Genomic DNA, 23,228 nt, shown 5'->3' with positions numbered 1-23,228 from the left:
CATCATCAACCTTTTGCCAGGGGGGGATAGCCATGTTTTTGTTCGACGTCACAGGCATAGAGGGTGGGCGGGCCAGCATCCGGATACAGGCGCTGGACTGGACACAGACCGGGCCGGTGACGTTCCAGTGCGATGACGATCAGCTGGCACTGGTGCTGTTGAGAGATTGCCGCTGCGATGCAGTGGGCTTCTTTACCCTGCTCTCCGGATGCAAGCCCCTCCATCTCGAACAATGGCTCAGCTATTTGCAGGAGAGCGGCCGCATCGGCAAGTGGAGTCATCAGATTGAGAGCCCGGCCGATGACGACTATCTTGCCCGGGCCGGGCTACCCAGCGAGGAGCTCAATGCCCTGCTGGGCCAGGTCTATCATGTGGCGGGTTTCAATCGGCTGCAGATCAACCGGTACCTCAAGCACCGCCATAACCCCTCAAGCCTGGCGACCCGTTATGATCAGAAGGAGCTGGAGCGCTACCGCCAGCTCAACGACATCATTCTGACCCTTCTGAAGCTGAAGCATCCTCACTGAACAGGCCCAACTGGCTGATATCCGGTCGCAAAGGTTGCGGCCGGGCGATCAGATAACCCTGCAGGCCATCCACATACATCCCTTGCAACAGCTGCTTCTGGCCCAGCTGTTCTACCCCTTCCGCGATCACCTGGCACCCCATCCGGTGTGACACGTCGACAATCATCCGCACAAACTGCTGGTTGGTCTGATCCTGCTCCAGCCCGGTGATGAGAGCGGGATCGAGCTTGATGTAATCGGGTTTGAGCTCGCGAAACAGGCTGAAGGAGCCGATGCCCTTGCCAAAGTTGGCGATGGCAGAGCGGCTGCCATTGCGGCGCAGCAGCTCGAATACCCGCTTGGCACCGGTCGGATTGCGCTCCAGATGCTCCTCGTCCAGCTCGAACACCAGGTTGGCGCTGGTGTTGGGATCCTTGAGCAGCTGCCTGTCCAGCCAGATCAGCAGGGCGCTGTTTTGCAGCAGATTGGGGGAGAGGTTGATCCCCCAGCGACTCTGGTTGGAGCCAAATGCCCGGTACTGGCGCATCACGTGGACGATCACCAGCTGCTCCAGCCGCATCACCATATCGAGCCGCTGGGCCATGGCAAACAGGGTGTCTGTCGGCAGGGCCGTACCATCGCTGCCGCAAAAGCGGGTGTAGATCTCGTTGTAGGCCATCATGCTGCGATGCAGAGGCTGGATGGGTTGATAGGTAAAGGTGAGACGCTCCTGGGCCAGTACTTCCCCCAGCACCTCGCGCCAGTGGTGCTGGCCCTGCAGATCGGTGATGTTGTCCTCATGCTGGATGGCCCAGCCATTGATGGTTTCGGTCTGGGCCCGCGCCAGCGCCAGATCGGCTCTGGCAAGCACGGTTTCGATCTTCTGGCCGCTGCTAAGCCGGGTAAGGCCCGAGTAGGCGGCACTCTCCAGCTCGTGCTGCTCCTGGTAATTGTCGAAGGCCACCTTCAAATCCTGCCCCAGCAGGTGAGGCGGAATATTGACCACGGGTTGCACCAGTACGGCAAAGTCGGCCCCCGAGATGCGATAGACCTGGTTGCCTGGAAAGCGGCTCACCACCTGCTTGATGAGGTTCGCCATGTCCTTGATGTAGGCATCACCGGACTGAAAGCCGCGCTGGGTATTGATCTTGCCAAGTTCGGTGGCACGGATCAGCACCAGGGTGGCGGTCTGGGTGTCCTGATCCCGTTGCAGCAGCTCCGTCACGTCACGGCGAAAGGCGTGGCGATTGAGCAGCTGGGTCAGCTCATCCGTGGTGGCCAGATTGCTCAGCTCGGTCAGCTGGCGATGGGCATGCTGCGAATCACTCTCAAACTGGAGCAGTAACTGTTGCAGGGCTTCCCGGGAGGCGGGATCGTCCAGCAGTTCGGGGTCCCGCTCCGTGAGCGCCTTGACCCAGACCAGCTCCTGGTGTTGTTGCATGCCGGTCAGGGTACGCAATGCCAGCAGCAACAGCAGCCCCATGCCAAGCAGGGTGGTCGACAAAATGATGACCAGAGTCACCGGTGTGCTTTGAAGTGCCAACCAAAACCCTTGCAGGAGCAGCAAGGGTATGCTCACTATGGTGGCAATGAGAAAGAGGGAGCGTCCAAGCTTTTGAACCATCTTGTCATCCTTGAGGTGGCTGCGGTCACTTGGGGATTCTAACCGACCCCGTTCGGCAAACCATGCTGTTCCTCGCAACTTGGTGCAAATGTGTCGTTCGGGATTGAATAAATTGTGAGTGAAACCACTTTCACGGGCTTGAAATCCGGCGAAGATGAATTCGAAATGGATCAAACGAGGCAGAGGTGAATCATGTTGTTAGAGCCAGGGAATAGTGCCAAAGCACGGCAGTTGTTGAATCAGAGTATGGCGCTGGTACTGGCGGGAGGACGTGGCAGCCGCCTGAAGCAGCTGACCGACAACCGGGCCAAGCCTGCGGTGCATTTCGGAGGAAAGTTCCGGATCATCGATTTTGTGCTTTCCAACTGCATCAATTCGGGGATCCGTCGGGTGGGGGTGGTGACGCAATACAAATCCCACAGCCTGCTGCGACACCTGCAATCGGGTTGGTCTTTTTTGCGCTACCAGATGAACGAGTTTATCGACTTGCTGCCCGCTCAGCAGCGGGTGGACGAGGTGCACTGGTATCGCGGTACTGCCGACGCCATCTATCAGAACGTCGACATCATTCGTGACTATGGTCCCAAGTACATAGTGGTGCTGGCGGGGGATCACATCTACAAGATGGACTATGCCGCCATGTTGCTCGATCACGTGCGCCTTGGCGCCAAGGTGACGGTAGCCTGTATCGAGGTGCCCCGCTCGGAGGCCTCGGCCTTCGGCGTCATGGATATCGACGAGCAGCGCAAGATCCGCGCCTTCGTGGAGAAACCCGCCAATCCGCCGGCCATGCCGGGCTGCGAAGACAAGTCCCTTGCATCCATGGGGATCTATATCTTCGAGGCGGAGTATCTCTATCAGCTGCTGGAAGAGGACATCCTCAACCAGGAGTCCAAGCACGACTTCGGCATGGACGTCATTCCCCGCATCGTGGGGGAGGGCAAGGCGTTTGCCCACCCCTTCAGCATGTCCTGCGTCGGAGCCAAGGAGGGGCAGAAACCTTACTGGCGTGATGTGGGGACCCTGGACTCCTTCTGGGAGGCCAACATGGATCTCGCCTCCGTGGTACCGGAGCTCGACATCTATGACGAAAACTGGCCCATCTGGACCAGTCAGACCCTGACACCGCCCGCCAAGTTCGTGCAGGACCGAAACGGCCAGCATGGCATGACCATCAACTCCATGTTTTCCGGCGGAACCATCGTCAGCGGGTCGTTTGTGCTCAACTCTGTGCTGTTTACCAATGTGCGGGTTCACTCCTTCTGCACCCTGGATCAGGCGGTGATCTTCCCCGGGGTGGAAGTGGGGGCGGGCTGCCGTTTGCGCCGGGTGGTGGTGGACAAGGGGTGTGTGCTGCCCGATGGGCTGGTGGTGGGAGAGAATGCCGACGAGGATAGCCGTCGCTTCTACCGCTCAGAACAGGGCATAGTGCTGGTTACCAAGGGAATGCTGGAGAAGCTGGCGTAAGCCCGTACCTTGCCGACGTAATAATGAAAAGGGAGCCGTTGAGGCTCCCTTTTGCATGATGTGACCTGTGGCTTATTCGCTGATGGCGGCCTTGCCGGCCATCACCATGGCGGTGCCGTGCTTGCCACCGGCGGCGGTGACCTGCGGGACGCCATCTTCATCGGTATCGCTGCCGGCGCCGGCGATGATGTTCTCACCGGAGTCACCGATCCACTCGGCCATCTGCATGCCGCCGTTGACGGTGCCACGGAACCAGCTGACGTACTGGGTGGTCAGCTTGGCCAGCTCCAGTTCGGGCGCCTTCTCGGCCCCTTCGTTGCGCAGGTTCAGCATGGCAGAGCGCAGGGCGCCGGAGATGGCAGCCTGGGTCCAGGGAGTGTATTCAGCCTGCTTGCCAGCAAGCCAGGTACCTGCCTTCTGGTTGAAGTAGGCCTTGTCGGTGGCGATGAAGAGCTCGCGCGCAGCGGTGCGGTACTTCACGTCCTGAGTCGCCAGGAAGGCGGCGGTCAGGCCGCGAATGGCGGCAAACTGGGTCTCGACAGACTGGCCAGCGTCAACGGATCCACCCAGGGTCAGACCGTCGTGCACCAGACCATTGCTGCCTTTGAGTTTGGCGAGGATGAAGTCGGCCTGTTTGGTGATAAGCGCGAGCGCCTCCTGCCCTTGCTGGGTCTTGAGGTTCAGCTCGCCATTGTCACCGGCGGCGTAGCCCACTGGCAGGGCGTCCTGGGCGCGCTGGAAGATCTGCAGGGCGACCAGGGTGTAGGCGGCGTCGAAGGTGGTGACGTGCTTGGCCTGTTTGCCATCCTGCCAGCTGTCGACCAGGGTGCCGGCCTTGGGCTCGAAGTGCAGGGCGGCCAGGTTCTTGAAGGTCAGGTTGGAGAGGTTCAGGGCCAGGGAGAAGGCGTCGTCGCTTGCCACGGCTTTGGTCAGATCATTGGCCTTGTTGGCAGCCGGCGCGGCGGCAAACGGCGCACCGTCAAACACGGCGTGGAAGGCCGGGTTCTGGTTGGTGTTGGCGCTACGCTGATCGCTGAAGGCGTAGAACTCGGAGAGCGGCCACAGCATCATCCAGGCGTCGCGCAGCTGGGCCGAACCGTCGACCACTTCCAGCTTGCCGATGGCACCGACTTCGTTCTTGCTGGTCTCGGTCACCTTCACCTGATGGGGGAAGTAAATCACGCCCTTGGCCGGATCGTATTGTGGGGTGATCTTGGCGCCCAGGGCCTTGCCGTCAAAGCCGAGCTGGCTTTGCAGGATGGCCAGCTTGTCGATGGACTGTTCGGTCAGCATCATGCCATTGAAGCCATCGGCGGCGGAGACCCCCAGCTTGTGCTTGCCGTCCTGATCCATGGTGGCGGAGGCGGCCTCCACCTCTTCATCGCTCTCGGCCACGTGCATGCCGCCGAGGAAGTCCTGGGACCACATCACTTCCTTGAGCAGGATGCCACCCACGGCCGCCGGTACCAGCAGGTTGTCGCTGCCGCTCCAGCGCAGGGTGGCGTAGTCGCGGAAGTAGGCCGGCACCTGGGTCTTGACGGTTTTCTCGTTGCCCTTGGCGGTCTTGATGATGATCTCGTCGCCGTTGACCGGGGTAGTGTTGACGGCCTGGGCAAACTCCGGATTGGCAGAGGCATAGGGGAAGGAGAGGGGATACATGCCCTGGGGCACTTCATCGGCCGGGAAGCCGACGGCGTCGGCCATGGCCAGCACTCGCTTGCCGAGATCTGCCAAGGTGCCACCACGAGCCAGGTTCTGCGGCCCGTTCACCAGGTGCGGGCCCATGCCGGACTGGTAGTTGAGGGCGTACATCGCCTCTTCGGAGTATTCATAGGATTCGATGCCGGCGGCGAAGTCGAACGGAGTTGGCTCGTCGGCGCGGTTGGCGTCGAGTACGTCCAGATCCAGACCCAGGGCCTCGGCCAGCGGTTCGCCGGAGAGCTCGAATTCGGTGTAGGCCAGCATGTTGGCGGCGGTGTTGAATGTCTTGTCTTCCACCTTGACGGCAGCGTGCGCGGCGCTACCCAGCAGTGCGCAGGCGATTGCCTGTACCAGTACGGTTTTTCTCATGTCCCTTCTCACCATTGGTTTTATTATCAGGTTTATTGTGACGCTTCTCATGACGAATCTAAATGAGAATGGTGCGCATTATGTGTGATTTGAACGGCGTTGAGAAGTGAAAACCGCCCCGACCAGTGCAAACGACACAAGGCGGGACGGTGGGGGTGGTGATCACGGTTATCGCGCAGAGGGCGATGGCAAGGAGCGGGCTTAGAACACCTTGAAGGGGATCACCAGGCGGCCAGGCTCTACCTTGAGGGCCTCGACTTTCTCCTTGATCCTCGCCTCATTCTGGCGGCTTGCATCGAGCCGGTAGACGGGGGTCTGGGACAGGAACAGGGAGAGCGACTGGTTGAAGGTGGGCAGCAGCGGCGTGAGCGCCGCGCCTATGTCGGCAGGTTCGGTCTTGACCGAGAGCAGCTCCAGATCGCGCAGATAGATGGCACCCTGATCCGCCAGGTATTCCGGACGGGCCCGCAGAGCAAAGCGAACCTTCATCTGCTGGTTGCCAAGGGGGCTCAGCACCTGCAGATCGCCGGCGGCATCCAGCTCAATGCGATCCGGCTGGCTGCGGCCGATGCGGCTTTGCATCTCATCGAGGCGGATCTTGCTCGACATGATGCCGGGGATCCCCAGCTGTTTTTCAAAGGAGACCTGATCCTTGAGGTATTGGTTGATTTCGGCCTCGCTGACGTTGTACTGGGTGAGCGAGCAGGCACCCAGCAGCAGGACGAGGGGGAGCAATAACAACTGTTTCAACATGAAGGGATCCGCTTGGTAAAAAGATGTCGTTATCTTACGCGATAATCCGTGCTGGGCGGGAGCCCTGCTTACCCTTGTATTCGGGTGGGGCGAGGGGCCATCATCAGCAAAGATCAGGCTGCCATAGTGAAAGCGAGAGATGCGGGAGCGAGGAGAGAGCAATGAACAAGATGGACAAAGGCGGTCGCTGGCTGGGGATGCTGCTCTGCACTCTGGTCTGGCTCTGGAGTGGGCTGCTTCGCGCCGAAGTGAAGGTGATCCCGGTCTTTGATGCCGGCGCTGCGGTGCAGACTCTCAGGGAGATCTACCCGGCTCTCGGGGTAAGCGCCATGGGCAACCAGCTGGTGCTGAGTGGTACCCCGGCCCAGTTGCAGGAGGCCGAGACGACCCTGGCCCAGCTCAACAAGCCGCCCCAGAGCCTGCTCATCGAATGGCGGGTCGATGGCGCGTCCAGCGGCCAGCAGCTGGGTGTCGGGGTTGGCCGCGATGAGGTCAAACGGCAATGGTTGCTGGATGGTAACGCCCGGCAATACCAGCAGAGCCAAAACGACAACTGGCAGGTGCGCGGCCTGTCGGGGCGACCCGTATTGCTGCAGATGGGATCCTATCAACCAGTGACCTTCTATCAGTGGCGTGGCGGCCAGGTGGTGGGGCTGATGCCGCTGGTCAACGGCCTCTATGCCACCGCCACTATGATTGGAGACAGGGTGCAGATAGCGCTCAGCAGCGAGCAGGCCAGGCTGGAGCAGGGCATCATCAACAGAGGGCAGAGCGCCACCGAGGTGAGCGGTGCCCCGGGCCAGTGGCTGACGGTGGGGGAGCTTTCGACCAGCTCGGCCCGGCAAGGCAGTAGCCTGGGTACCCAACTGCAGGCCGGGGGTGGCAACCAGCACGATCGCCAGACCCTGCAGATCCGGGTCACCCGCCAATAGGCAGGAGCACTCCCTTAATGGGGCTGGTCGGCGGCGTATTCACGTAGCTGGCGACTGCGCAGCAGATACCAGAGGCTCCACAGGCTGGCGATCAGCACCAGGGCGGTGGGCCAGCTGAAGCTCCACTTCTGCAGATTGAGGCTGTGCAGCTGCATCACCAGGCCGCTTGCGGCAGAGCAGAGCAAGAGGCCCCGGCTGTGGCGCCTGAGCCATGCCCGTGCACTCTTGGTCTGTTGATAGGTGCCGCCACAGGCTAGCAGCGCCAGCATGGCGGGCACGTCGGTCAGCAGACTGAGATAGAGGCTGATCTTGTCCGGATAGAAGAGGGCGAGAATGTCGCTGCCGCTCTCCCGGCTGACCCCCGCCATCAGAAACAGCCAGACCGAGCGGGCCAGCAACAGGGCAATGGGCCAAAACCAGAGCGGGGGGCGCAATTGGCCGTGATCGTCATATCTGTGTTCGGGGTAGAGGGTCATAAGGCCCGTGATCCGCTTGGATGAAGGATGTGGCAGATATGGGGCGGGACAGGGCCCTTTGCAAGGTGCGGGGGAGAGAGGAATTAATCGGGGGGCCATGCCCCCCAATCCGCGTTTGTCATTCAAGGTGGCGTTACAGCCAGCCCTTGCGCTTGAAGAAGAGGCCGGTGCCGAGCGATGACATCACCATCAGCACTAGGGAGAGGGGATAGCCGTACTCCCAGGCGAGCTCCGGCATGCGGCCGAAGTTCATGCCGTAGATGCTGGCGATAAGCGTCGGTGGCAGGAAGATCACTGCTGCTACCGAGAAGATTTTGATCACCTTGTTCTGCTCCAGATTGGTCACCCCCATGGAGGCCTCCAGCTGGAAGTTGATCTTGTCGAACAGGAACTGGGTGTGGGGCAACAGAGACTCCACGTCGTGCAGCATCTCGTCGATCCACTTGTTCTGCTCCAGGCTCATGCGCTGGCGCAGGCTGCGCTTCAAAAAACGCAGGGCGCGCCGGGTATCGTGCAGGGAGAGACGGATCTGGCCGTTGGCCTCTTCCTGCGCCATCAACTCTTTAAGCATGGGGTTGATCTGATCCGGCTCGAAGATCTGGTCGGCGGTGTTTTCCAAGGTTTTGTAACCATCCTCGATAAGGTCGGAGAGGTACTCAACTTTCAGGTTCTGCACCTCCAGCAGGATGTCGAGGGCATCCTCCACCTCCAGCCTGTCCTGGCGCATATAGTGGCGCAGCAGGCGCACCAGACCGATATCATCCTCGCGGATGCTGATCAGCAGGTTGTTGCGCAGGGTAAAGGAGACGTGGACACCCTTGGTGTCACGACCGATCCGCTGGGGAAACAGGGAGTGAATGTGCAGACCGTCGGTGTCCCAGTAGAAACGGGCCGATGCCTCGATGTCGTCCAGCTCCTCCTTGTCGGGCACCTCTTCCAGGAACAGGCCCGTCAACCATTCTCGCTCCGCCGTGTCCGGTTTGTAGGCATCCAGCCAGACCGTGTTGTCAGGCACTATGTCGTCAGGCCCGAGCGTGACTATGTCCAGTACCTTGTTATTGAGAATGTAGGCGGTGATCATCTGTCCCCCCTTAAAAAGTCATGGGTAATCAGGGATGGTTGCACAGGTCATGCGGCCTTAGAGCGCGTAGAAAGCGATCCCGTGGACAAGCTGAACGGGCCGATGGAAAACCTGAATGCGGCGAACTATACAGGGGTGGGCCGCGCTTGTCAGGGCTTATTCATGCTGGGTTCAGCCTGTTCGCTCAAAAAAACAGCGAGGTCGGATCATCGGATCTGGCTGGAAAGTGGTCAGCCCGGAGGCATCTGCTTTGCCGCTTCCCGGGATGAGGGATAAGCCTCTTTCACCTGATGGGCAGTTGGGGCCATTTCCCCCTTGGGCAACAGCCGGGGGAGATGTTGAGGGGCTGGTTAGCCATGCCATCTCGGGTCTGCATGGCAATGATCCTGAACATCATGTCCCTCAAACATAAGGCTCCATCGTATAAAACCCTGTCACATATTGGGGTAGTTGGGCCCACTGCCCCCCTGCGGCGGTGTCCAGGTGATGTTCTGGCTGGGATCCTTGATGTCGCAGGTCTTGCAGTGAATGCAGTTGGCGGCGTTGATCTGCAGCCGTGGCTCGCGTTCAGCCTCAATGATCTCAAAGACGCCGGCCGGACAGTAACGCTGGGCGGGTTCGGCCCAGGTGGCCAGATTGACTTCGACCGGGATCTGTTCGTCCTGCAGTTTGAGGTGGCAGGGCTGATCCTCATCGTGGCTGGTGTTGGCCAGATAGACGGAAGAGAGCTTGTCGAAGCTGAGCTTGCCATCCGGCTTGGGATAGTCGATAGGCTCACAACGACTGGCCATGCGCAGCTGACGGTAGTCGGGCTCCCTGTCCAGCAGGGTAAAGGGCGAACCTTCCCTGAAGAGGCGGGAGTGAAAGAGTCGCTGCTCCAGCCAGTTGAAGGCGCCACCGAGCCAGGGGCCATAGCGATGCAGGGCTGCGCCGAAATTGCGCGCCGTTTTCAGCTCATGGGCCAGCCAGCTTTGCTGCAACGCATCGCCAAACTCGGCCAGATCCCGTCCCCCTTCATCCCCGCCCTTGAGACTCATGGCGACGGTCTTGGCCGCCAGCATCCCTGACTTCATGGCGGTGTGGATGCCCTTGATGCGGGAAAAATCCAGGGTGCCGGCATCGCAGCCAATCAGCAGACCGCCGGGGAAATGCATGTGGGGCAGGGAGTGCCAGCCCCCCTTGGTGATGGCGCGGGCGCCATAACTGATGCGCTCGCCTCCCTTGAGCACTTCGGCGATCAGCGGGTGGTGCTTGAGGCGCTGGAACTCGTCAAACGGGCTGAGCCAGGGGTTCTGGTAGTTGAGATCGACGATAAGGCCGACTGCCACCTGATCCCCTTCCATATGATAGAGGTAGAAGCCACCGTGGCTGTGATTGCTCCCTTCCTTGCCAAGGGGCCAGCCGCTGCCATGCAACACTCGGCCAGCACGGCTCTGGCCGGACGGCAGTTGCCACAGTTCCTTGAAGCCGATGGCGTAGTGTTGCGGCTGGGCGCTGTTTTCCAGCCCGAACTGGGTGATGAGCTGCTTGCCAAGATGGCCGCGGGCCCCTTCGGCAAACAGGGTGTAGCGACCGAGCAGTGCCATGCCGGGGACGTGATCCGCCTTGGGGTTACCGGCCCGATCCAGCCCGAGATCGCCGGTGAGCACGCCCTTGACCCGGCCATTTTCCATGATAAGTTCACTGGCGGTGAAGCCCGGGTATATTTCGACTCCCAGTGTTTCCGCCTGCCGGGCGAGCCAGCGGCAGAGGTTGCCAAGACTCAGGATATGGCAACCCGTGTTGTGCATCCGTGGCGGCACCGCCCAGTGGGGCAGTTGCAGCGCCCGGCTGTCGTTTTGCAGCAGGTGCACCTGATCGTCGCTGACAGGTACGCCGAGGGGAGCCTCCTGCCAGCTATCCGGCAGCAACTCCTTGAGGGCAACGGGATCGAACAGGGCGCCGGAGAGCAGGTGGGCGCCAATTTCGGCTCCCTTCTCCAACAAACAGACCGACAGGTCGGCGTTGTGCTGCTTCAGGGCGATGGCTGCGCTGAGCCCCGCCGGGCCGCCACCCACGATGACGACATCAAATTCCATTGCTTCCCGTTCCATCTTGCCTCTGCGCTCTAGTTGGCCTAGGGTAGTGCTGGTAGTTTACGTAAACGTAAAGCTCTTGTAAGTAAAAAATCAAACAAAAAAAGTGCAAGGACTGGTCAATGAATTCAACCCAAACAGATGAGGCATGACCCCATGAAGCTGCTGGTCGCGATCAAACGGGTAGTAGATTACAACGTCAAGATCCGGGTCAAGGGAGACGGCTCGGATGTTGAGCTCGCCAACGTGAAGATGGGTATCAACCCGTTTTGTGAAATAGCGGTGGAGGAGGGCGTCAGACTGCGGGAAGCCGGGGTGGCAAGCGAGCTGGTGGTGGTGACGTTCGGGCCAGAGGCCGCTGCCGAACAGCTGCGCCATACCCTGGCGCTGGGAGCGGATCGGGCCCGCCACTATGTGACGGACGAGACGCTCACGCCGCTCACCGTGGCCCGTGCCCTGCAACAGGTGCGCGAGCTGGAGCAACCGGATCTGGTGCTCCTTGGCAAGCAGTCCATCGATTCAGACAACAACCAGGTAGCCCAGATGCTGGCGGCCCTCAATGACTGGCCGCTGGCTACCTGTGCCAGCGCGATCAAGCTTGAGGGGGGGGAGCTGCTGGTGACCCGCGAGATAGACAGCGGCCTTGAGACCCTCGGCATGCCATTGCCCGCTGTCGTCAGTGTCGATCTGCGGCTCAACGAACCGCGCTTTGCTTCGCTCCCCAACATCATGAAGGCCAAGCGCAAACCGATCGAGAGCGCACCGTTTGCCGCCCTTGCCGTCGAGCCTGCCGGTCAGACCCGACTGCTCGGGGTGATGGCTCCCCCGGCGCGTACCGCCGGGATCCGGGTCGGCTCGGTGGACGAGCTGGTGGACAAACTCAAGAACGAAGCGAAGGTGCTGCCATGAGCGTGCTGATCATTGCCGAACATCATCAGGGCCACTTGGCCGACAACGCCGCACAGCTGGTCACGGCCGCAGGGCAACTGGGGAGCGACATCCATCTGCTGCTCTTCGGGCAGGGGCTGAGCGAGGCGGCGGCGCAGGCTGCGCAACTGGAAGGGGTCGACAAGGTATTGCTGGCCGAGCATCCCATGCTGGCAGACGGCTTGCTGGATGGGGTCGACAAGCTGCTGGCCACTCATGCCCGAGGGTATGAACACTGCCTGATGGCGGCCAGCAGCACGGGCAAGGCGCTGCTGCCCCAGGTGGCGGCCCGGCTCGGGGTGGAGATGATTGCCGAGGTGATCGGCATCGAGAGCGGCGATACCTTCCTGCGCCCCATCTATGCCGGCAATGCCATCGCCAGGGTGGCAAGCTCGGCCCCCGTCAAGGTGATGACGGTCCGTCCGACCGCCTTTGCCAAGGCGGGGCAGCAGGGGGCGTCCGCGCCCGTCGAAGCCTTGTCGGTGCCCGAGTTCAAGTGCCGTACCCGTCTGGTAGAGCGCCAGGCCATCCGTTCGGCCAGGCCCGATCTCGCGGCGGCGCGAGTGGTGGTATCCGGCGGGCGGGCACTGGGCTCCAAGGCGCAGTTTGCCCTCATTGAGGCGCTGGCGGACAAGCTGGGTGGCGCCGTGGGGGCATCGCGCGCCGCGGTGGATGCGGGGTTTGTGGCCAACGATCTGCAAGTGGGGCAGACCGGCAAGGTGGTCGCCCCCGAGCTCTACATCGCGGTCGGCATCTCGGGGGCCATCCAGCATCTGGCGGGGATGAAGGAGTCGAAGGTGATCGTGGCCATCAACAAGGATAGCGAGGCCCCCATCTTCCAGGTGGCGGACTATGGTCTGGTGGGGGATCTCTTCACCCTGCTGCCGGAACTTACCGCCAAGGTGTAAATTTGTCAGAAAAGGCGGTGACTCGCGTTTTATGCGGACTCGCGACCATTTCTGCGCATGTTCTCAGCAAGCCCTGACCCGTTCAGGGCTTTTTCTCTTCTGTCTGACGTTTCATCATGACCGAAAAGAGTGCGCCAGATCCCAAAAAGCCTTTGATCAGCAAGCCTCTCTTGTGTAAAACCTGACAAGTCATCGATCACTCTCATCCATTCACGGAAAGCGTCATGAGCAAACAGATTTACAACTTCTGCGCCGGCCCCGCCATGTTGCCGGTCGAAGTCATGGAGCGCGCCCAGCGCGAATTTTGTAATTTTCAGGGGCTGGGAGCCTCGGTCATGGAGCTGTCCCACCGCGGCAAGCCCTACATGGCGGTCGCCGAGAAGGCCGAAGCAGACTTGCGCGAGCTGCTGGCGGTGCCTGACAACTACAAGGTGCTGTTCATGCACGGCGGCGGTCGCGGTCAGTTCTCCGCCGTGCCCATGAATCTCTTGGGTGGTGCCAACAAGAAGGCTGACTTTCTGCTGACCGGCGTCTGGTCCCAGAGCGCCGTGGATGAGGCCAAAAAGTATGGCGACATCCAGACCTATCAAGGGGTTGCCAAGAATGAGCAGGGGATTAGCCAGCTGCTGCCGACCCCGGCGTTTCGCACCGATGCGGCCTATGTGCACTACTGCCCGAACGAAACCATCGATGGCATCGAGATGTTCGACATCCCGGCCACCGGCGACGTGCCCCTGGTAGCGGATCTCTCCTCCACCATCCTCTCCCGTCCTCTCAATGTGAGCCGTTTTGGCATCATCTATGCCGGCGCGCAGAAGAACATTGGCCCCTCTGGCCTGGCGATTGCCATCGTGCGCGACGATCTGCTGAGCCAGGCGCGCGCCGATGTGCCTTCGATTTTCGACTACCAGCTCACCGCCAAGAACGACTCCATGTTCAACACGCCACCCACCTATGCCTGGTATCTGGCCGGTCTGGTGTTCGAGTGGCTGAAAGAGCAGGGCGGCCTGGCGGCCATGGAAGCACGCAACAAGGAGAAGGCCGATTTCCTCTACGGCTATCTCGATCAGTCGAGCTTCTATGGCAACCAGGTGGATGCCAGCTGCCGCTCCCGCATGAACATCCCGTTCCAGCTGAAAAATGCCGAGCTGGACAAGCTGTTCCTGGCCGAATCGGAAGAGGCCGGTCTGCTGGCGCTCAAGGGGCACCGCATCGTCGGCGGCATGCGCGCCAGCCTCTACAACGCCATGCCGCTGGAAGGGGTCAAGGCGCTGGTCAGCTTTATGGACGGCTTTGCCAAGCGCCACGGCTGAGTTTTTCCCTGCTGATGTCAGACGCCGGGCCGAGCCCGGCGTCTTTTTCTGCTTGTCCTGAATGCGGCGCCCGCCGCCATATTTACCCCGAAAGTACCCTTGCCGAGCTGGGCGCGGGCTGTTAACGTCCGGACAGGTGTTTTTTTGAGATAGTACAGGAAGTCTATGAATTCGTTGCGTCTGGAACCCATTTCCCGTGTGGCTGGCGAGGTCAATCTGCCCGGCTCCAAGAGTGTCTCCAACCGGGCCCTGTTGCTGGCGGCGCTGGCTCGCGGCACCACCCGTCTGACCAATCTGCTCGACAGCGATGATATCCGCCACATGCTGGCGGCGCTGACCCAGCTCGGCGTCAAATACAAGCTCTCTGCCGACAAGACCGAGTGCACCGTACATGGTTTGGGTCGCAGCTTTGCGGTGAAGGAGCCGGTCAATCTGTTCCTCGGCAATGCAGGCACCGCCATGCGTCCCTTGTGTGCGGCCTTGTGCCTCGGTTCCGGTGAGTACACCCTGGGGGGCGAGCCGCGCATGGAAGAGCGTCCCATCGGCCATCTGGTGGATGCCCTGCGCGAGGCGGGCGCCCATATCCAGTACCTGAAAAAAGATGGCTATCCGCCCCTGGTGGTGGATGCCAAGGGACTCTGGGGCGGTGACGTGCACGTGGATGGCTCCGTCTCCAGTCAGTTCCTGACCGCCTTTTTGATGGCGGCGCCCATGGCGGCCGGCGACACCCGCATCCACATCAAGGGGGAGCTGGTCTCCAAACCCTACATCGACATCACCCTGCACATCATGAAGCAGTTCGGGGTGGTCATCGAACACGACAACTACAAGGTGTTCTACATCAAGGGCAACCAGACCTATGTCAGCCCGGGCGACTTCCTGGTGGAAGGGGATGCCTCCAGCGCCTCCTACTTCCTCGCGGCAGGCGCCATCAAGGGTAAGGTTCGGGTCACCGGCATCGGCAAGCACAGCATCCAGGGCGACATTCATTTTGCCGACGTGCTGGAGAAGATGGGGGCCCGCATCACCTGGGGTGATGACTTCATTGAGGCCGAGCAGGGGACGTTGCACGGGGTCGACATGGACATGAACCACATCCCGGATGCGGCCATGACCATCGCCGTGGCGGCGCTGTTTGCCGAGGGGCCCACTTCTATTCGCAACATCTACAACTGGCGGGTGAAGGAGACCGACCGTCTGCACGCCATGGCGACCGAGCTGCGTAAGCTGGGTGTCGATGTGGAGGAAGGGCACGACTTCATCACGGTGACCCCGGCGGCCCAACTCAACCATGCGGCGATCGATACCTACAACGATCACCGCATCGCCATGTGCTTCTCCCTGGTGGCGCTATCGGATACGCCGGTGACCATCAATGATCCCAAGTGCACCTCGAAGACCTTCCCGGATTACTTCGACAAGCTGGCCAGCATCAGTCAGCATGACTGATTGATTTGTACCCGTGAGGCCCGCCATTGTGCGGGCCTTGTTGTCTTTGGTACTCGCAATAGCATCATCTCAGTAACTTGCAAGATTGCTTGGTGAAATAGTTTTGCTGTCTATGTAATTTTCTATTTACACCGTCTCTATCGAGGGCTAGATTGAAGTTTCATTATCGCAGTCATCTAGCAGGAAGCCTTGTCATGCAGCATCAAACCGACGACGTTCGTATCAGTGAAATCAAAGAGTTATTGCCCCCGGTTGCGGTGCTTGAGAAGTTTCCGGCCACCGAGACCGCATCAAATACGGTGTTTGAATCCCGCCAGGCCATTCACCGCATTCTGACCGGTGACGATGATCGCCTGCTGGTGGTGATCGGTCCCTGCTCCATCCACGATCCGGTCGCGGCGCTGGAATACGGCAAGCGCCTCAAGGCGCTGCGTGACGAGCTCAAAGATCAGCTGGAGATCGTGATGCGGGTCTATTTCGAGAAGCCGCGCACCACTGTGGGCTGGAAGGGGCTGATCAACGACCCCTACCTCGACAACAGCTGCCAGATCAACGACGGCCTGCGCCTGGGGCGCAAGTTGCTGCTGGATCTCAACGACATGGGGCTGCCGACCGCCTCCGAGTTCCTCGACATGATCACTCCGCAATACGTGGCCGATCTGATGAGCTGGGGCGCCATCGGGGCGCGCACCACCGAATCCCAGGTGCACCGCGAGCTGGCCTCCGGGCTCTCCTGTCCGGTGGGCTTCAAGAACGGCACTGACGGCACCATCAAGGTGGCTATCGACGCCATCGGCGCCGCCAGTGCGCCGCACCACTTCCTGTCGGTGACCAAGTACGGTCACTCCGCCATCGTGGCGACCGCCGGTAACCCTGATTGCCACATCATTCTGCGTGGTGGCCGCGAGCCGAACTACAGCGCCGCCCACGTCAGCGAGGTAGTGAAGGGGCTGGAGAAGGCCGGTCTGCCGCAGAAGGTGATGATCGACTTCAGCCACGCCAACAGCAGCAAGCAGTTCAAGAACCAGATGCTGGTGGCCGAGGACGTGGCCGGTCAGCTGCGCGCCGGCAGCAAGGCGGTGTTCGGCGTCATGGTGGAGAGCCATCTGGTGGAAGGGCGCCAGGATCTGGTGGACGGGTGCGAGCTCACCTTCGGCCAGAGCATCACGGACGCCTGTATCGGCTGGGCCGACACCGAGAGCCTGTTGCGCAACCTGGCCGATGCGGTAGCCACCCGCAATGCAGGCTGATCTGTACCTCTGGCGCTTGCCGGCTCTATCCTGGCAAGCACCAAGGCAATAAAAAAGCGCGACCCGGGTCGCGCTTTTTGCTGCCTGCCATCGGGCTACCAGCGGTAGGTCTTGAGTAACTGCTCCAGCGTCTTGCACTGCTCGACCAGCTGGCGGCTGGCCAGGTTGGCGGCATGGGCCTGGCCCAGGGTATCGTTGGCGCTGTTGCGAATGTCACTCACCGAGCGATCGACCTCGCTGCAGACCCTGTCCTGCTCTTCGGCGGATTGCGCCATCTGGGCATTGAGATCATTGATGCTGGCGATGCGCCCAATGATGTTCTGCATGGCCGCCAGGGTGGCCTCGGTCTTGTGAATGCTCTCGTCTGCCTTGGCTTTTGCATCCCCGATCACCACAACGGCGCTCTGCGCCTCTTTTTGCAGGGCGGCGATCATCTGGGAGATCTCCTCGCTGGCGGCGCGGCTGCGGTTGGAGAGGGCCCGCACCTCGTCCGCCACCACCGCAAAGCCGCGACCCTGCTCGCCGGCACGGGCCGCCTCGATGGCGGCGTTGAGGGCCAGCAGATTGGTCTGATCGGCGATCCCTTTGATCACCTCCAGCACGCCGTCGACGGCGAGGCAGCGGTTGTCGAGCTGCTGGATCACTTTGTCGACCCGCTCTATCTCCTCCGACATCTCGTCCATATCGGTGATGGAGCGCTGGGCGAGACGGCTGGTCTCGGCGGCATCCTGATTGGTGAGGGCGGAGAGCTCGGCGCTCTTGCGGGCATGTTCGCGTACCTCATGGGAGCTGGCGGCCAGCTCGCTCACGGCGGCGGCTACCTGGGTGGTCATGCTCTCCTGCTGACGAGCCGCTCCTTCGGTGCGGGTCGCGACCTCACTTATCTGGTTTGACTCCTGATAGAGCTGATGGGTGGCACTCTCGACAGATTGCAGGCTGTGGCGAAACCCCTGCACCATGTCGCTGACGGCACGTGTCATTTGGCCCAGCTCATCCTGGCTGCGATTGATGAGGGGGAGGGAGAGATCCCGCTCCTTGGCCATTCGGGTCATATTGAGCTGCAGATGACGAACCGGGCGCTTGATGTAGCGCTGCAGCACCCACCAGAGCAGGCCAAAGCCGAGGCTGAACACGGCGGCCAGGCTGCCGCTCAGGATCAGGTTGTTGCGATGGATTTCACTGAAGGTATGACTGAGATCGTAACTGATCCGCACCGCCCCCATGACGGTTCCCTCCGCCACCTGGTGGCAGGTGGTGCACTGGGTACCGCGATACTCCTTGTAGGCCTTGAAGGGTTTTATCAGGGTGAGCTGGTTGCCCTGTTGCTCGAAGATGACCTCGCCCTGCTTGATGGCGCGCTCATCCAGCGCATCCGCGATTTTCTGATCCGGATGACCCGCCCCGAACAGATCGCTCACGGCGGGGGCGCGAATGACCCTGGCCTCGACGATACCCTGTTCGCTCTTGAGCTTGGTCTGCACTATTTGCCGGTTGGCCATGCCTCCCGTCATCATCAGGACGTTGAGCTGATCCATGTAGGTGTTGGCGGCGCTCTCCACCTTTTCGCCCGCCAGCCGGATGGCGAGATCCCGCTGCAACCAGGCGGAGAGTTCAAAACTGAGGGCAAATGTGCAGCCGATGACCAGGGTGAGGGGGAGGAACATTTTCCAGTTGAGAGACAGGTTTTGCATCGTTGGCAGAGTCCATGCACAGGTAAGCGATCGTCAATGATTGGCATCTTTCCCCGATGAATCATGGTCGAGAGGGGGAGATGACTTTCTATCGGCACACCCTACCTCATCTTGAGTAACTTATCTGTTAATTAGATCGACATTAGCAGTTAATGACAGGTAGCAAATCAGGGCTCTCTGACCCTGATTTGATCCAGCACAAACCCGAAGTTAATTGATAGTGGTTATCATTTGCGTTATTTCAGATGGTAATCCTGCAACGATGACAAGCGATCTGACGCCGACCATGATCGGCATGACGACTCCCGATCCCCTTAAATTTGCCTTCAGTGGCAAAACCTCGGCCCATGCCAGCCGGGGCGGTGTGCGCCCCCTGTCCCTCGACGAAGCCGCCTGGCAAGCCTGGTGGCAGCAAGAGAGCGAAGCCGACGAGCGGGCCCTTTACATCCACATCCCCTTTTGTCGCAAGCGCTGCAGCTTCTGCAATTTTTTTGAAAATGGCGCTAATCCGGCGCGCATGAGCCGTTACATGGAGGCCCTGTGTGCCAACCTGAACGCGGCTGCCGAGACCCCGTTGGGCCAAAGCAAACCCTTCTCTGCCGTCTATGTGGGCGGGGGAACCCCCACCGATATGGCGGTAGAGGATCTGGCCCGGCTGGCCAATGCCATTGGGCACTTTCCGTTGACCCCGGATGTGGAGGTGACCCTGGAGGGGCGTCTCAACGGGTTTGACGAGGCCAAGTGGCAGACCGCCCTGGCAGGGGGCTTCAACCGTTTCTCGTTTGGCGTACAGAGTTTTGATACCGGCGTGCGCCAGCAGGCTGCCCGTTTTGATGACAGGGAGACCCTGCTGACCCGGCTGGGGGAGCTGACTCGTCACAACGACGCCGTGATCGTGGCCGACCTTATCTTCGGCCTGCCCGGGCAGGATGATGCAGTGTGGCGTCAGGACATCACGGATGTGATGGCGAGTGGAGTGCACGGGGTGGATCTCTATCAGCTCATCGCCATGACGGGCACCAATCTCGAGCGAGCCGAGGCGAAGGGCAAGCTGGGCTGGTCGGCCGATGGCCAGCAGCGGGCCGCCATGTACGCCTATGGTGCCAGCCAACTGGAGCAACAGGGGGGGGAGCGCCTCTCCTGCAGCCACTGGCGACGCAGTAACGCAGAGCAGAGCCGCTACAACCAGATGGCCAAGCGCGGGGCCGAGATCCTCCCCTTTGGCGCGGGTGCGGGGGGCAGCATTCATGGTCACGGGGTGATGAATGGCCGCGATCTTGACGGTTGGCACGACGCACTGGCCAAGGGAGTGCGGGTCCCCGGCATGGTGATGAGCCGCAACCCCGACGCCCGGATAGACGGATTGCTGCGAGGCGCCCTCGACCGCGGTTGGCTGGCCCTGGCGAGCCTGCCTGCGCCGCTGCGTGCACATCTGCAGCCGCTGTTTGAGGGGTGGCAGCGAAACGGGCTGGCCAGCCTGACGGACGAGCGGTTGGCGCTGACTCTGGCCGGGCGCTTCTGGAACGTCAATTTGCAGGCGGGGCTGTTCGAGTTTTTGCAGCATCGCCCGCTCGATGGCGGCCAGCTTGCACGTCATCCTGGCAAGCATCCCGGTAGCGTACGCCATTCCCTGGTGTAGGGGCCTTTGCCCGATCGCCAGAAAGCACAAAGGGAGCCGCAATGGCTCCCTTTGATTGACTCAGCAGCATGGCAACGCGGAACGAATTATTCGTCGTCGCTCTCCTGATAGCTGTCCCGCTGGGCTTTGGGCAGGCGGCGCATGGGGGCGAACCCGACGTCCTCGCCCACAACTTCCCGCTTGCGAGACTTGTTTTGAGGAGACTGAGCCGGCTTCTTGTTGCCATCGCCCTTGGCTTTGCCTGCGGCGGGTTTGCCCTTGCCACCCTTGGCATTGGCGCCGCCACGGGCACGCGGCGGGTTTTGTACCGGCTTGCTGCCGGGCAGGGTCTGGCGGCTTGGTTTGCCACTGGGCTCATACCCGTCGAGGATTTCTACCGGCAGGGACTGGCCAATCAGGGATTCGATGGCCTTGAGCTGGCCCAGCTCGTCCTGGCTCACCAGAGAGATGGCCTCGCCGCCGCGACCGGCACGGCCGGTGCGACCGATGCGGTGGATGTAGTCCTCCGCCATCTGGGGCAGTTCAAAGTTGATCACATGGGGCAGTTGATCGATGTCGAGGCCACGGGCGGCGATGTCGGTGGCGACCAGCACCCGCACCTTGCCTTCACGAAAATCGGCCAGTGCCCGGTTACGGGCCCCCTGGCTCTTGTCGCCGTGGATGGCGACCGTATCCAGGCCATCTTTTTGCATCTGGTGGGCCAGGCGATCGGCGATCTGCTTGGTGCGCACGAACACCAGCACCCGCTGCCAGTTGCCACGACCGATCATGTGGGAGAGCAGCTCGCGGCGCCGTTCCCGGTCGACCTGGATAATGCGCTGGGTCACCTGCTCGGCGGCGGTGTTGCTGGGGTCGACCTCGATCAGGGTCGGGTCGTTCAACAGATCGTCTGCCAGCGCCTTGATGTCATCCGAGAAGGTGGCGGAGAAGAGCAGGGTCTGCCGCTCGGCGGGCAGTGCCTTCATGATGCGGCGGATGTCGTGGATAAAGCCCATGTCGAGCATGCGATCCGCTTCATCCAGCACCAGCACCTCCAGCTCGTTCAGAGTCAGAGCGCCCTGGGTCAGCAGATCCAGCAAGCGGCCCGGGGTAGCCACCAGAATATCGATGCCAAGCTTGATGGCGTCCAGATTGGGCTTGATGCTGACACCGCCGTAGGCGATCAGGGTACGAAACGGCAGGTGATGGGCATATTTGATGATGCTCTCGCCCACCTGGGCGGCGAGCTCGCGAGTCGGGGTCAGCACCAGGGCGCGTACCTGACGGCGGCCACGACCATGATTGGCCAGCAGGCGCTGGAGCATGGGCAGGGTGAAGCCGGCCGTTTTGCCTGTGCCTGTCTGGGCGCCGCCGAGAACATCCTGACCGGCCAGAATGGCCGGAATGGCTTGCTGCTGGATGGGGGTTGGCTGTTCGTAACCCAGCTCCTTGACGGCCCGCAGGATGTGCGGAGACAGACCCAGTTCATTGAATGACATGTTCGAGAGAAACTCCTCTGGTGAGCACCTGGCTCAACGGATGGCCGGTGCCTTGGCACCCGCCACAAGATAGAAACGATAACGGGGGCGCAATATAGCAGAAGTGCGGCCGCTGCGCAGTAGCTGTCGCACCGGCCGTCATGCCAAGCAGGCAGGTAGGCGTCAGAGCAGAGCGCGGATTTGCTCGGTCAGGCTCTCCGGCTTGGTGGTGGGGGCGAATCGCTCCACCACGTTTCCATCCCGGTCGATCAGGAACTTGGTGAAGTTCCACTTGATGTTTTCCAGCCCGAGCAAGCCCGGCTTTTCTTTCTTCAACCACTGGTAGAAGGGGTGGGCCTGCTCGCCGTTGACCTCGCACTTGGCCATGATGGGGAAGGTGACCGGATAGTCGAGAGAACAGAAGCGGGCGATCTCCTCGGCATCTCCCGGCTCCTGCTGGCCAAACTGGTTGCAGGGAAAGCCCAGGATCTCCAACCCGGCCGGGCCCAGATCCAGATAGAGGGCCTCGAGCCCGGTGTACTGGGGGGTAAAGCCGCAGCGACTGGCGACATTGACCACCAGGATCACCTTGCCCGCCAGCTGTGACAGCGGGTAGGGGCTGCCGTCGAGGCGTTGCAGAGTAAGGTCGGGCAGGGGCATGGCATCTTCCTTGTGTGGATTGCAAACCGGAATGGGGATTACGGTATCGGGCGACTCTGTCTGGGGCAAGTGGCTGCACCGGGCGGCGCCGAGGCATGCGGCCGTTATCACATTTTTGGCACTGGCTTTGGGTCAAGGCGGGGCGGGATCACAACCGGCGCGAAAAAGGCGCGCGAAATCCGGCAGATCACGTATTGATGATGGGACTTCTCAAGATAAGCAAACCGGTTTGTGCGCCAGCCGGGAAGTCGCTAAAAAGCGCTCTCTTTTCCACTTGTTGCGAGTCAATCTTGGACTATCAAGCCGTCATGGATGCCATTTACACCCGGGGGTGGGTGATAGTGGATGATTTTTTAACCGCCGCCGAGGTGGATGCCCTCAGGGCCTGTCTGCCAGACGAGTGGCAACCGGCGGGTATAGGGCGCGAGGCGCAGCATCAGGGCAACCGGGACATTCGCCGGGATCAGATCCACTGGCTGGAGTCTTCCCTTGGCGCGCCCGTGGCCGATTACCTCGCCCGGATGGAGTCCTTGCGTCTGGCTGCCAATCGCATGCTGATGCTGGGGCTGTTCGATTACGAGGCCCACTTTGCCCGCTATCGCAGCGGCGACTTCTATACCACCCATCGCGACGCCTTTGCCGGTCGCTCCAACCGGCGGCTCACCTCCGTCTTCTATCTCAACAACGACTGGCAGCCAGAGGCGGGCGGGGTACTGCGAATGTATGACAACGACGAGCAGTTGCTGATGGATGTCTCGCCCAAGGGGGGGCGGCTGGTGCTGTTTTTATCCGAAGAGTTCCCCCACGAGGTGCTGCCCGCCAATCGCGAGCGCTTCAGTATCGCTGGCTGGTTTCGGGTCAATGGCAACGGCGTGGGCCGGGTCGACCCGCCGCGTTGAGCTCTTTTTCCCCATTTTTGACATATGGTCGCTTTTTTGCGGCCAGAAAGG

Annotated in this window: 19 protein-coding genes; 10 read left to right on the top strand and 9 right to left on the bottom strand. The window is 61.1% G+C overall.

What is annotated here, in order from left to right; translation table 11 throughout:
• The first annotated feature begins 32 nt into the window (after window positions 1-32).
• On the top strand, window positions 33-527 hold the full coding sequence (locus ACB034_RS07690) for a hypothetical protein (protein WP_026456411.1): 495 nt from the start codon (window positions 33-35) through the stop codon (window positions 525-527).
• On the opposite strand, the gene ACB034_RS07685 is transcribed toward ACB034_RS07690, so the two are convergent.
• Complete coding sequence (locus ACB034_RS07685; RefSeq protein ID WP_042069604.1) at window positions 490-2,130, bottom strand: EAL domain-containing protein; 1,641 nt, start codon at window positions 2,128-2,130, stop codon at window positions 490-492. The two genes, ACB034_RS07690 and ACB034_RS07685, sit on opposite strands and share 38 nt — an antisense overlap.
• Window positions 2,131-2,322: 192 nt before the next feature.
• Here ACB034_RS07685 and glgC point away from each other — a divergent pair, with 192 nt between their 5' ends.
• A complete protein-coding gene (gene glgC, locus ACB034_RS07680) occupies window positions 2,323-3,597 on the top strand; it encodes a glucose-1-phosphate adenylyltransferase (protein WP_061475333.1) in 1,275 nt (424 codons plus the stop codon).
• Window positions 3,598-3,669: 72 nt separating this feature from the next.
• Here glgC and ACB034_RS07675 read toward each other — a convergent pair whose 3' ends face one another.
• Window positions 3,670-5,667 carry a hypothetical protein gene (locus ACB034_RS07675; RefSeq protein WP_371172515.1) on the bottom strand — a complete coding sequence of 666 codons (1,998 nt, stop codon included), beginning with the start codon at window positions 5,665-5,667 and terminating at the stop codon, window positions 3,670-3,672.
• 201 nt (window positions 5,668-5,868) lie between these two features.
• On the bottom strand, window positions 5,869-6,420 hold the full coding sequence (locus ACB034_RS07670) for a lipoprotein (RefSeq protein WP_124240555.1): 552 nt from the start codon (window positions 6,418-6,420) through the stop codon (window positions 5,869-5,871).
• A gap of 170 nt (window positions 6,421-6,590) precedes the next feature.
• On the opposite strand from ACB034_RS07670, the gene ACB034_RS07665 reads away from it, so the two are divergent.
• A complete protein-coding gene (locus tag ACB034_RS07665) occupies window positions 6,591-7,352 on the top strand; it encodes a hypothetical protein (RefSeq protein ID WP_371172590.1) in 762 nt (253 codons plus the stop codon).
• A gap of 14 nt (window positions 7,353-7,366) precedes the next feature.
• Here ACB034_RS07665 and ACB034_RS07660 read toward each other — a convergent pair whose 3' ends face one another.
• The 3 genes from ACB034_RS07660 to ACB034_RS07650 all read right to left on the bottom strand — a co-directional run bounded on the left by ACB034_RS07660 (window position 7,367) and on the right by ACB034_RS07650 (window position 11,002).
• Window positions 7,367-7,828 carry a DUF2919 domain-containing protein gene (locus ACB034_RS07660; RefSeq protein ID WP_371172514.1) on the bottom strand — a complete coding sequence of 154 codons (462 nt, stop codon included), beginning with the start codon at window positions 7,826-7,828 and terminating at the stop codon, window positions 7,367-7,369.
• A gap of 133 nt (window positions 7,829-7,961) precedes the next feature.
• Window positions 7,962-8,909, bottom strand: coding sequence for a magnesium/cobalt transporter CorA (gene corA, locus ACB034_RS07655; RefSeq protein WP_026456618.1), 948 nt, complete (start codon window positions 8,907-8,909; stop codon window positions 7,962-7,964).
• 434 nt (window positions 8,910-9,343) lie between these two features.
• Window positions 9,344-11,002, bottom strand: a complete 1,659-nt coding sequence (locus ACB034_RS07650) for an electron transfer flavoprotein-ubiquinone oxidoreductase (protein WP_371172513.1) — start codon at window positions 11,000-11,002, stop codon at window positions 9,344-9,346.
• A 138-nt stretch (window positions 11,003-11,140) separates the two neighbouring features.
• On the opposite strand from ACB034_RS07650, the gene ACB034_RS07645 reads away from it, so the two are divergent.
• From ACB034_RS07645 to aroG, 5 genes are all read left to right on the top strand, one after another.
• Window positions 11,141-11,893 carry an electron transfer flavoprotein subunit beta/FixA family protein gene (locus ACB034_RS07645; protein WP_371172512.1) on the top strand — a complete coding sequence of 251 codons (753 nt, stop codon included), beginning with the start codon at window positions 11,141-11,143 and terminating at the stop codon, window positions 11,891-11,893.
• On the top strand, window positions 11,890-12,819 hold the full coding sequence (locus tag ACB034_RS07640) for an electron transfer flavoprotein subunit alpha/FixB family protein (RefSeq protein ID WP_201941210.1): 930 nt from the start codon (window positions 11,890-11,892) through the stop codon (window positions 12,817-12,819). Before ACB034_RS07645 ends, ACB034_RS07640 begins: the two co-directional genes overlap by 4 nt.
• Before the next feature lie 224 nt (window positions 12,820-13,043).
• On the top strand, window positions 13,044-14,132 hold the full coding sequence (serC, locus tag ACB034_RS07635; RefSeq protein WP_371172511.1) for a 3-phosphoserine/phosphohydroxythreonine transaminase: 1,089 nt from the start codon (window positions 13,044-13,046) through the stop codon (window positions 14,130-14,132).
• Window positions 14,133-14,297: 165 nt separating this feature from the next.
• A complete protein-coding gene (gene aroA, locus ACB034_RS07630) occupies window positions 14,298-15,581 on the top strand; it encodes a 3-phosphoshikimate 1-carboxyvinyltransferase (protein ID WP_216992184.1) in 1,284 nt (427 codons plus the stop codon).
• Between the two features lie 194 nt (window positions 15,582-15,775).
• Window positions 15,776-16,831 carry a 3-deoxy-7-phosphoheptulonate synthase AroG gene (gene aroG, locus ACB034_RS07625; RefSeq protein WP_042029191.1) on the top strand — a complete coding sequence of 352 codons (1,056 nt, stop codon included), beginning with the start codon at window positions 15,776-15,778 and terminating at the stop codon, window positions 16,829-16,831.
• 95 nt (window positions 16,832-16,926) lie between these two features.
• Here the strand turns inward: aroG and ACB034_RS07620 are convergent, their stop codons facing one another.
• Window positions 16,927-18,522 (bottom strand): methyl-accepting chemotaxis protein, encoded by a 1,596-nt coding sequence (locus ACB034_RS07620; RefSeq protein ID WP_124240561.1) that lies wholly within the window; start codon window positions 18,520-18,522, stop codon window positions 16,927-16,929.
• A gap of 262 nt (window positions 18,523-18,784) precedes the next feature.
• On the opposite strand from ACB034_RS07620, the gene hutW reads away from it, so the two are divergent.
• The gene (gene hutW / locus ACB034_RS07615; RefSeq protein ID WP_371172510.1) at window positions 18,785-20,161 is read left to right on the top strand and encodes a heme anaerobic degradation radical SAM methyltransferase ChuW/HutW; all 1,377 of its coding nucleotides are present in this window, start codon (window positions 18,785-18,787) and stop codon (window positions 20,159-20,161) included.
• Window positions 20,162-20,247: 86 nt separating this feature from the next.
• Here hutW and ACB034_RS07610 read toward each other — a convergent pair whose 3' ends face one another.
• Window positions 20,248-21,639, bottom strand: coding sequence for a DEAD/DEAH box helicase (locus ACB034_RS07610; protein ID WP_371172509.1), 1,392 nt, complete (start codon window positions 21,637-21,639; stop codon window positions 20,248-20,250).
• Between the two features lie 162 nt (window positions 21,640-21,801).
• Window positions 21,802-22,278 (bottom strand): glutathione peroxidase, encoded by a 477-nt coding sequence (locus tag ACB034_RS07605; RefSeq protein ID WP_371172508.1) that lies wholly within the window; start codon window positions 22,276-22,278, stop codon window positions 21,802-21,804.
• A gap of 290 nt (window positions 22,279-22,568) precedes the next feature.
• On the opposite strand from ACB034_RS07605, the gene ACB034_RS07600 reads away from it, so the two are divergent.
• Entirely contained in the window at window positions 22,569-23,177 is a 609-nt protein-coding gene (locus tag ACB034_RS07600; RefSeq protein ID WP_371172507.1) for a 2OG-Fe(II) oxygenase, read from the top strand.
• Window positions 23,178-23,228: the final 51 nt, after the last annotated feature.

Origin of the sequence: Aeromonas sp. S18(2024), assembly GCF_041402525.1 — a bacterium.
GTDB lineage: Bacteria > Pseudomonadota > Gammaproteobacteria > Enterobacterales > Aeromonadaceae > Aeromonas > Aeromonas enteropelogenes.
Note: the sequence above shows the minus strand (reverse complement) of the source record. Positions and strands in the feature narration are given on the sequence as shown.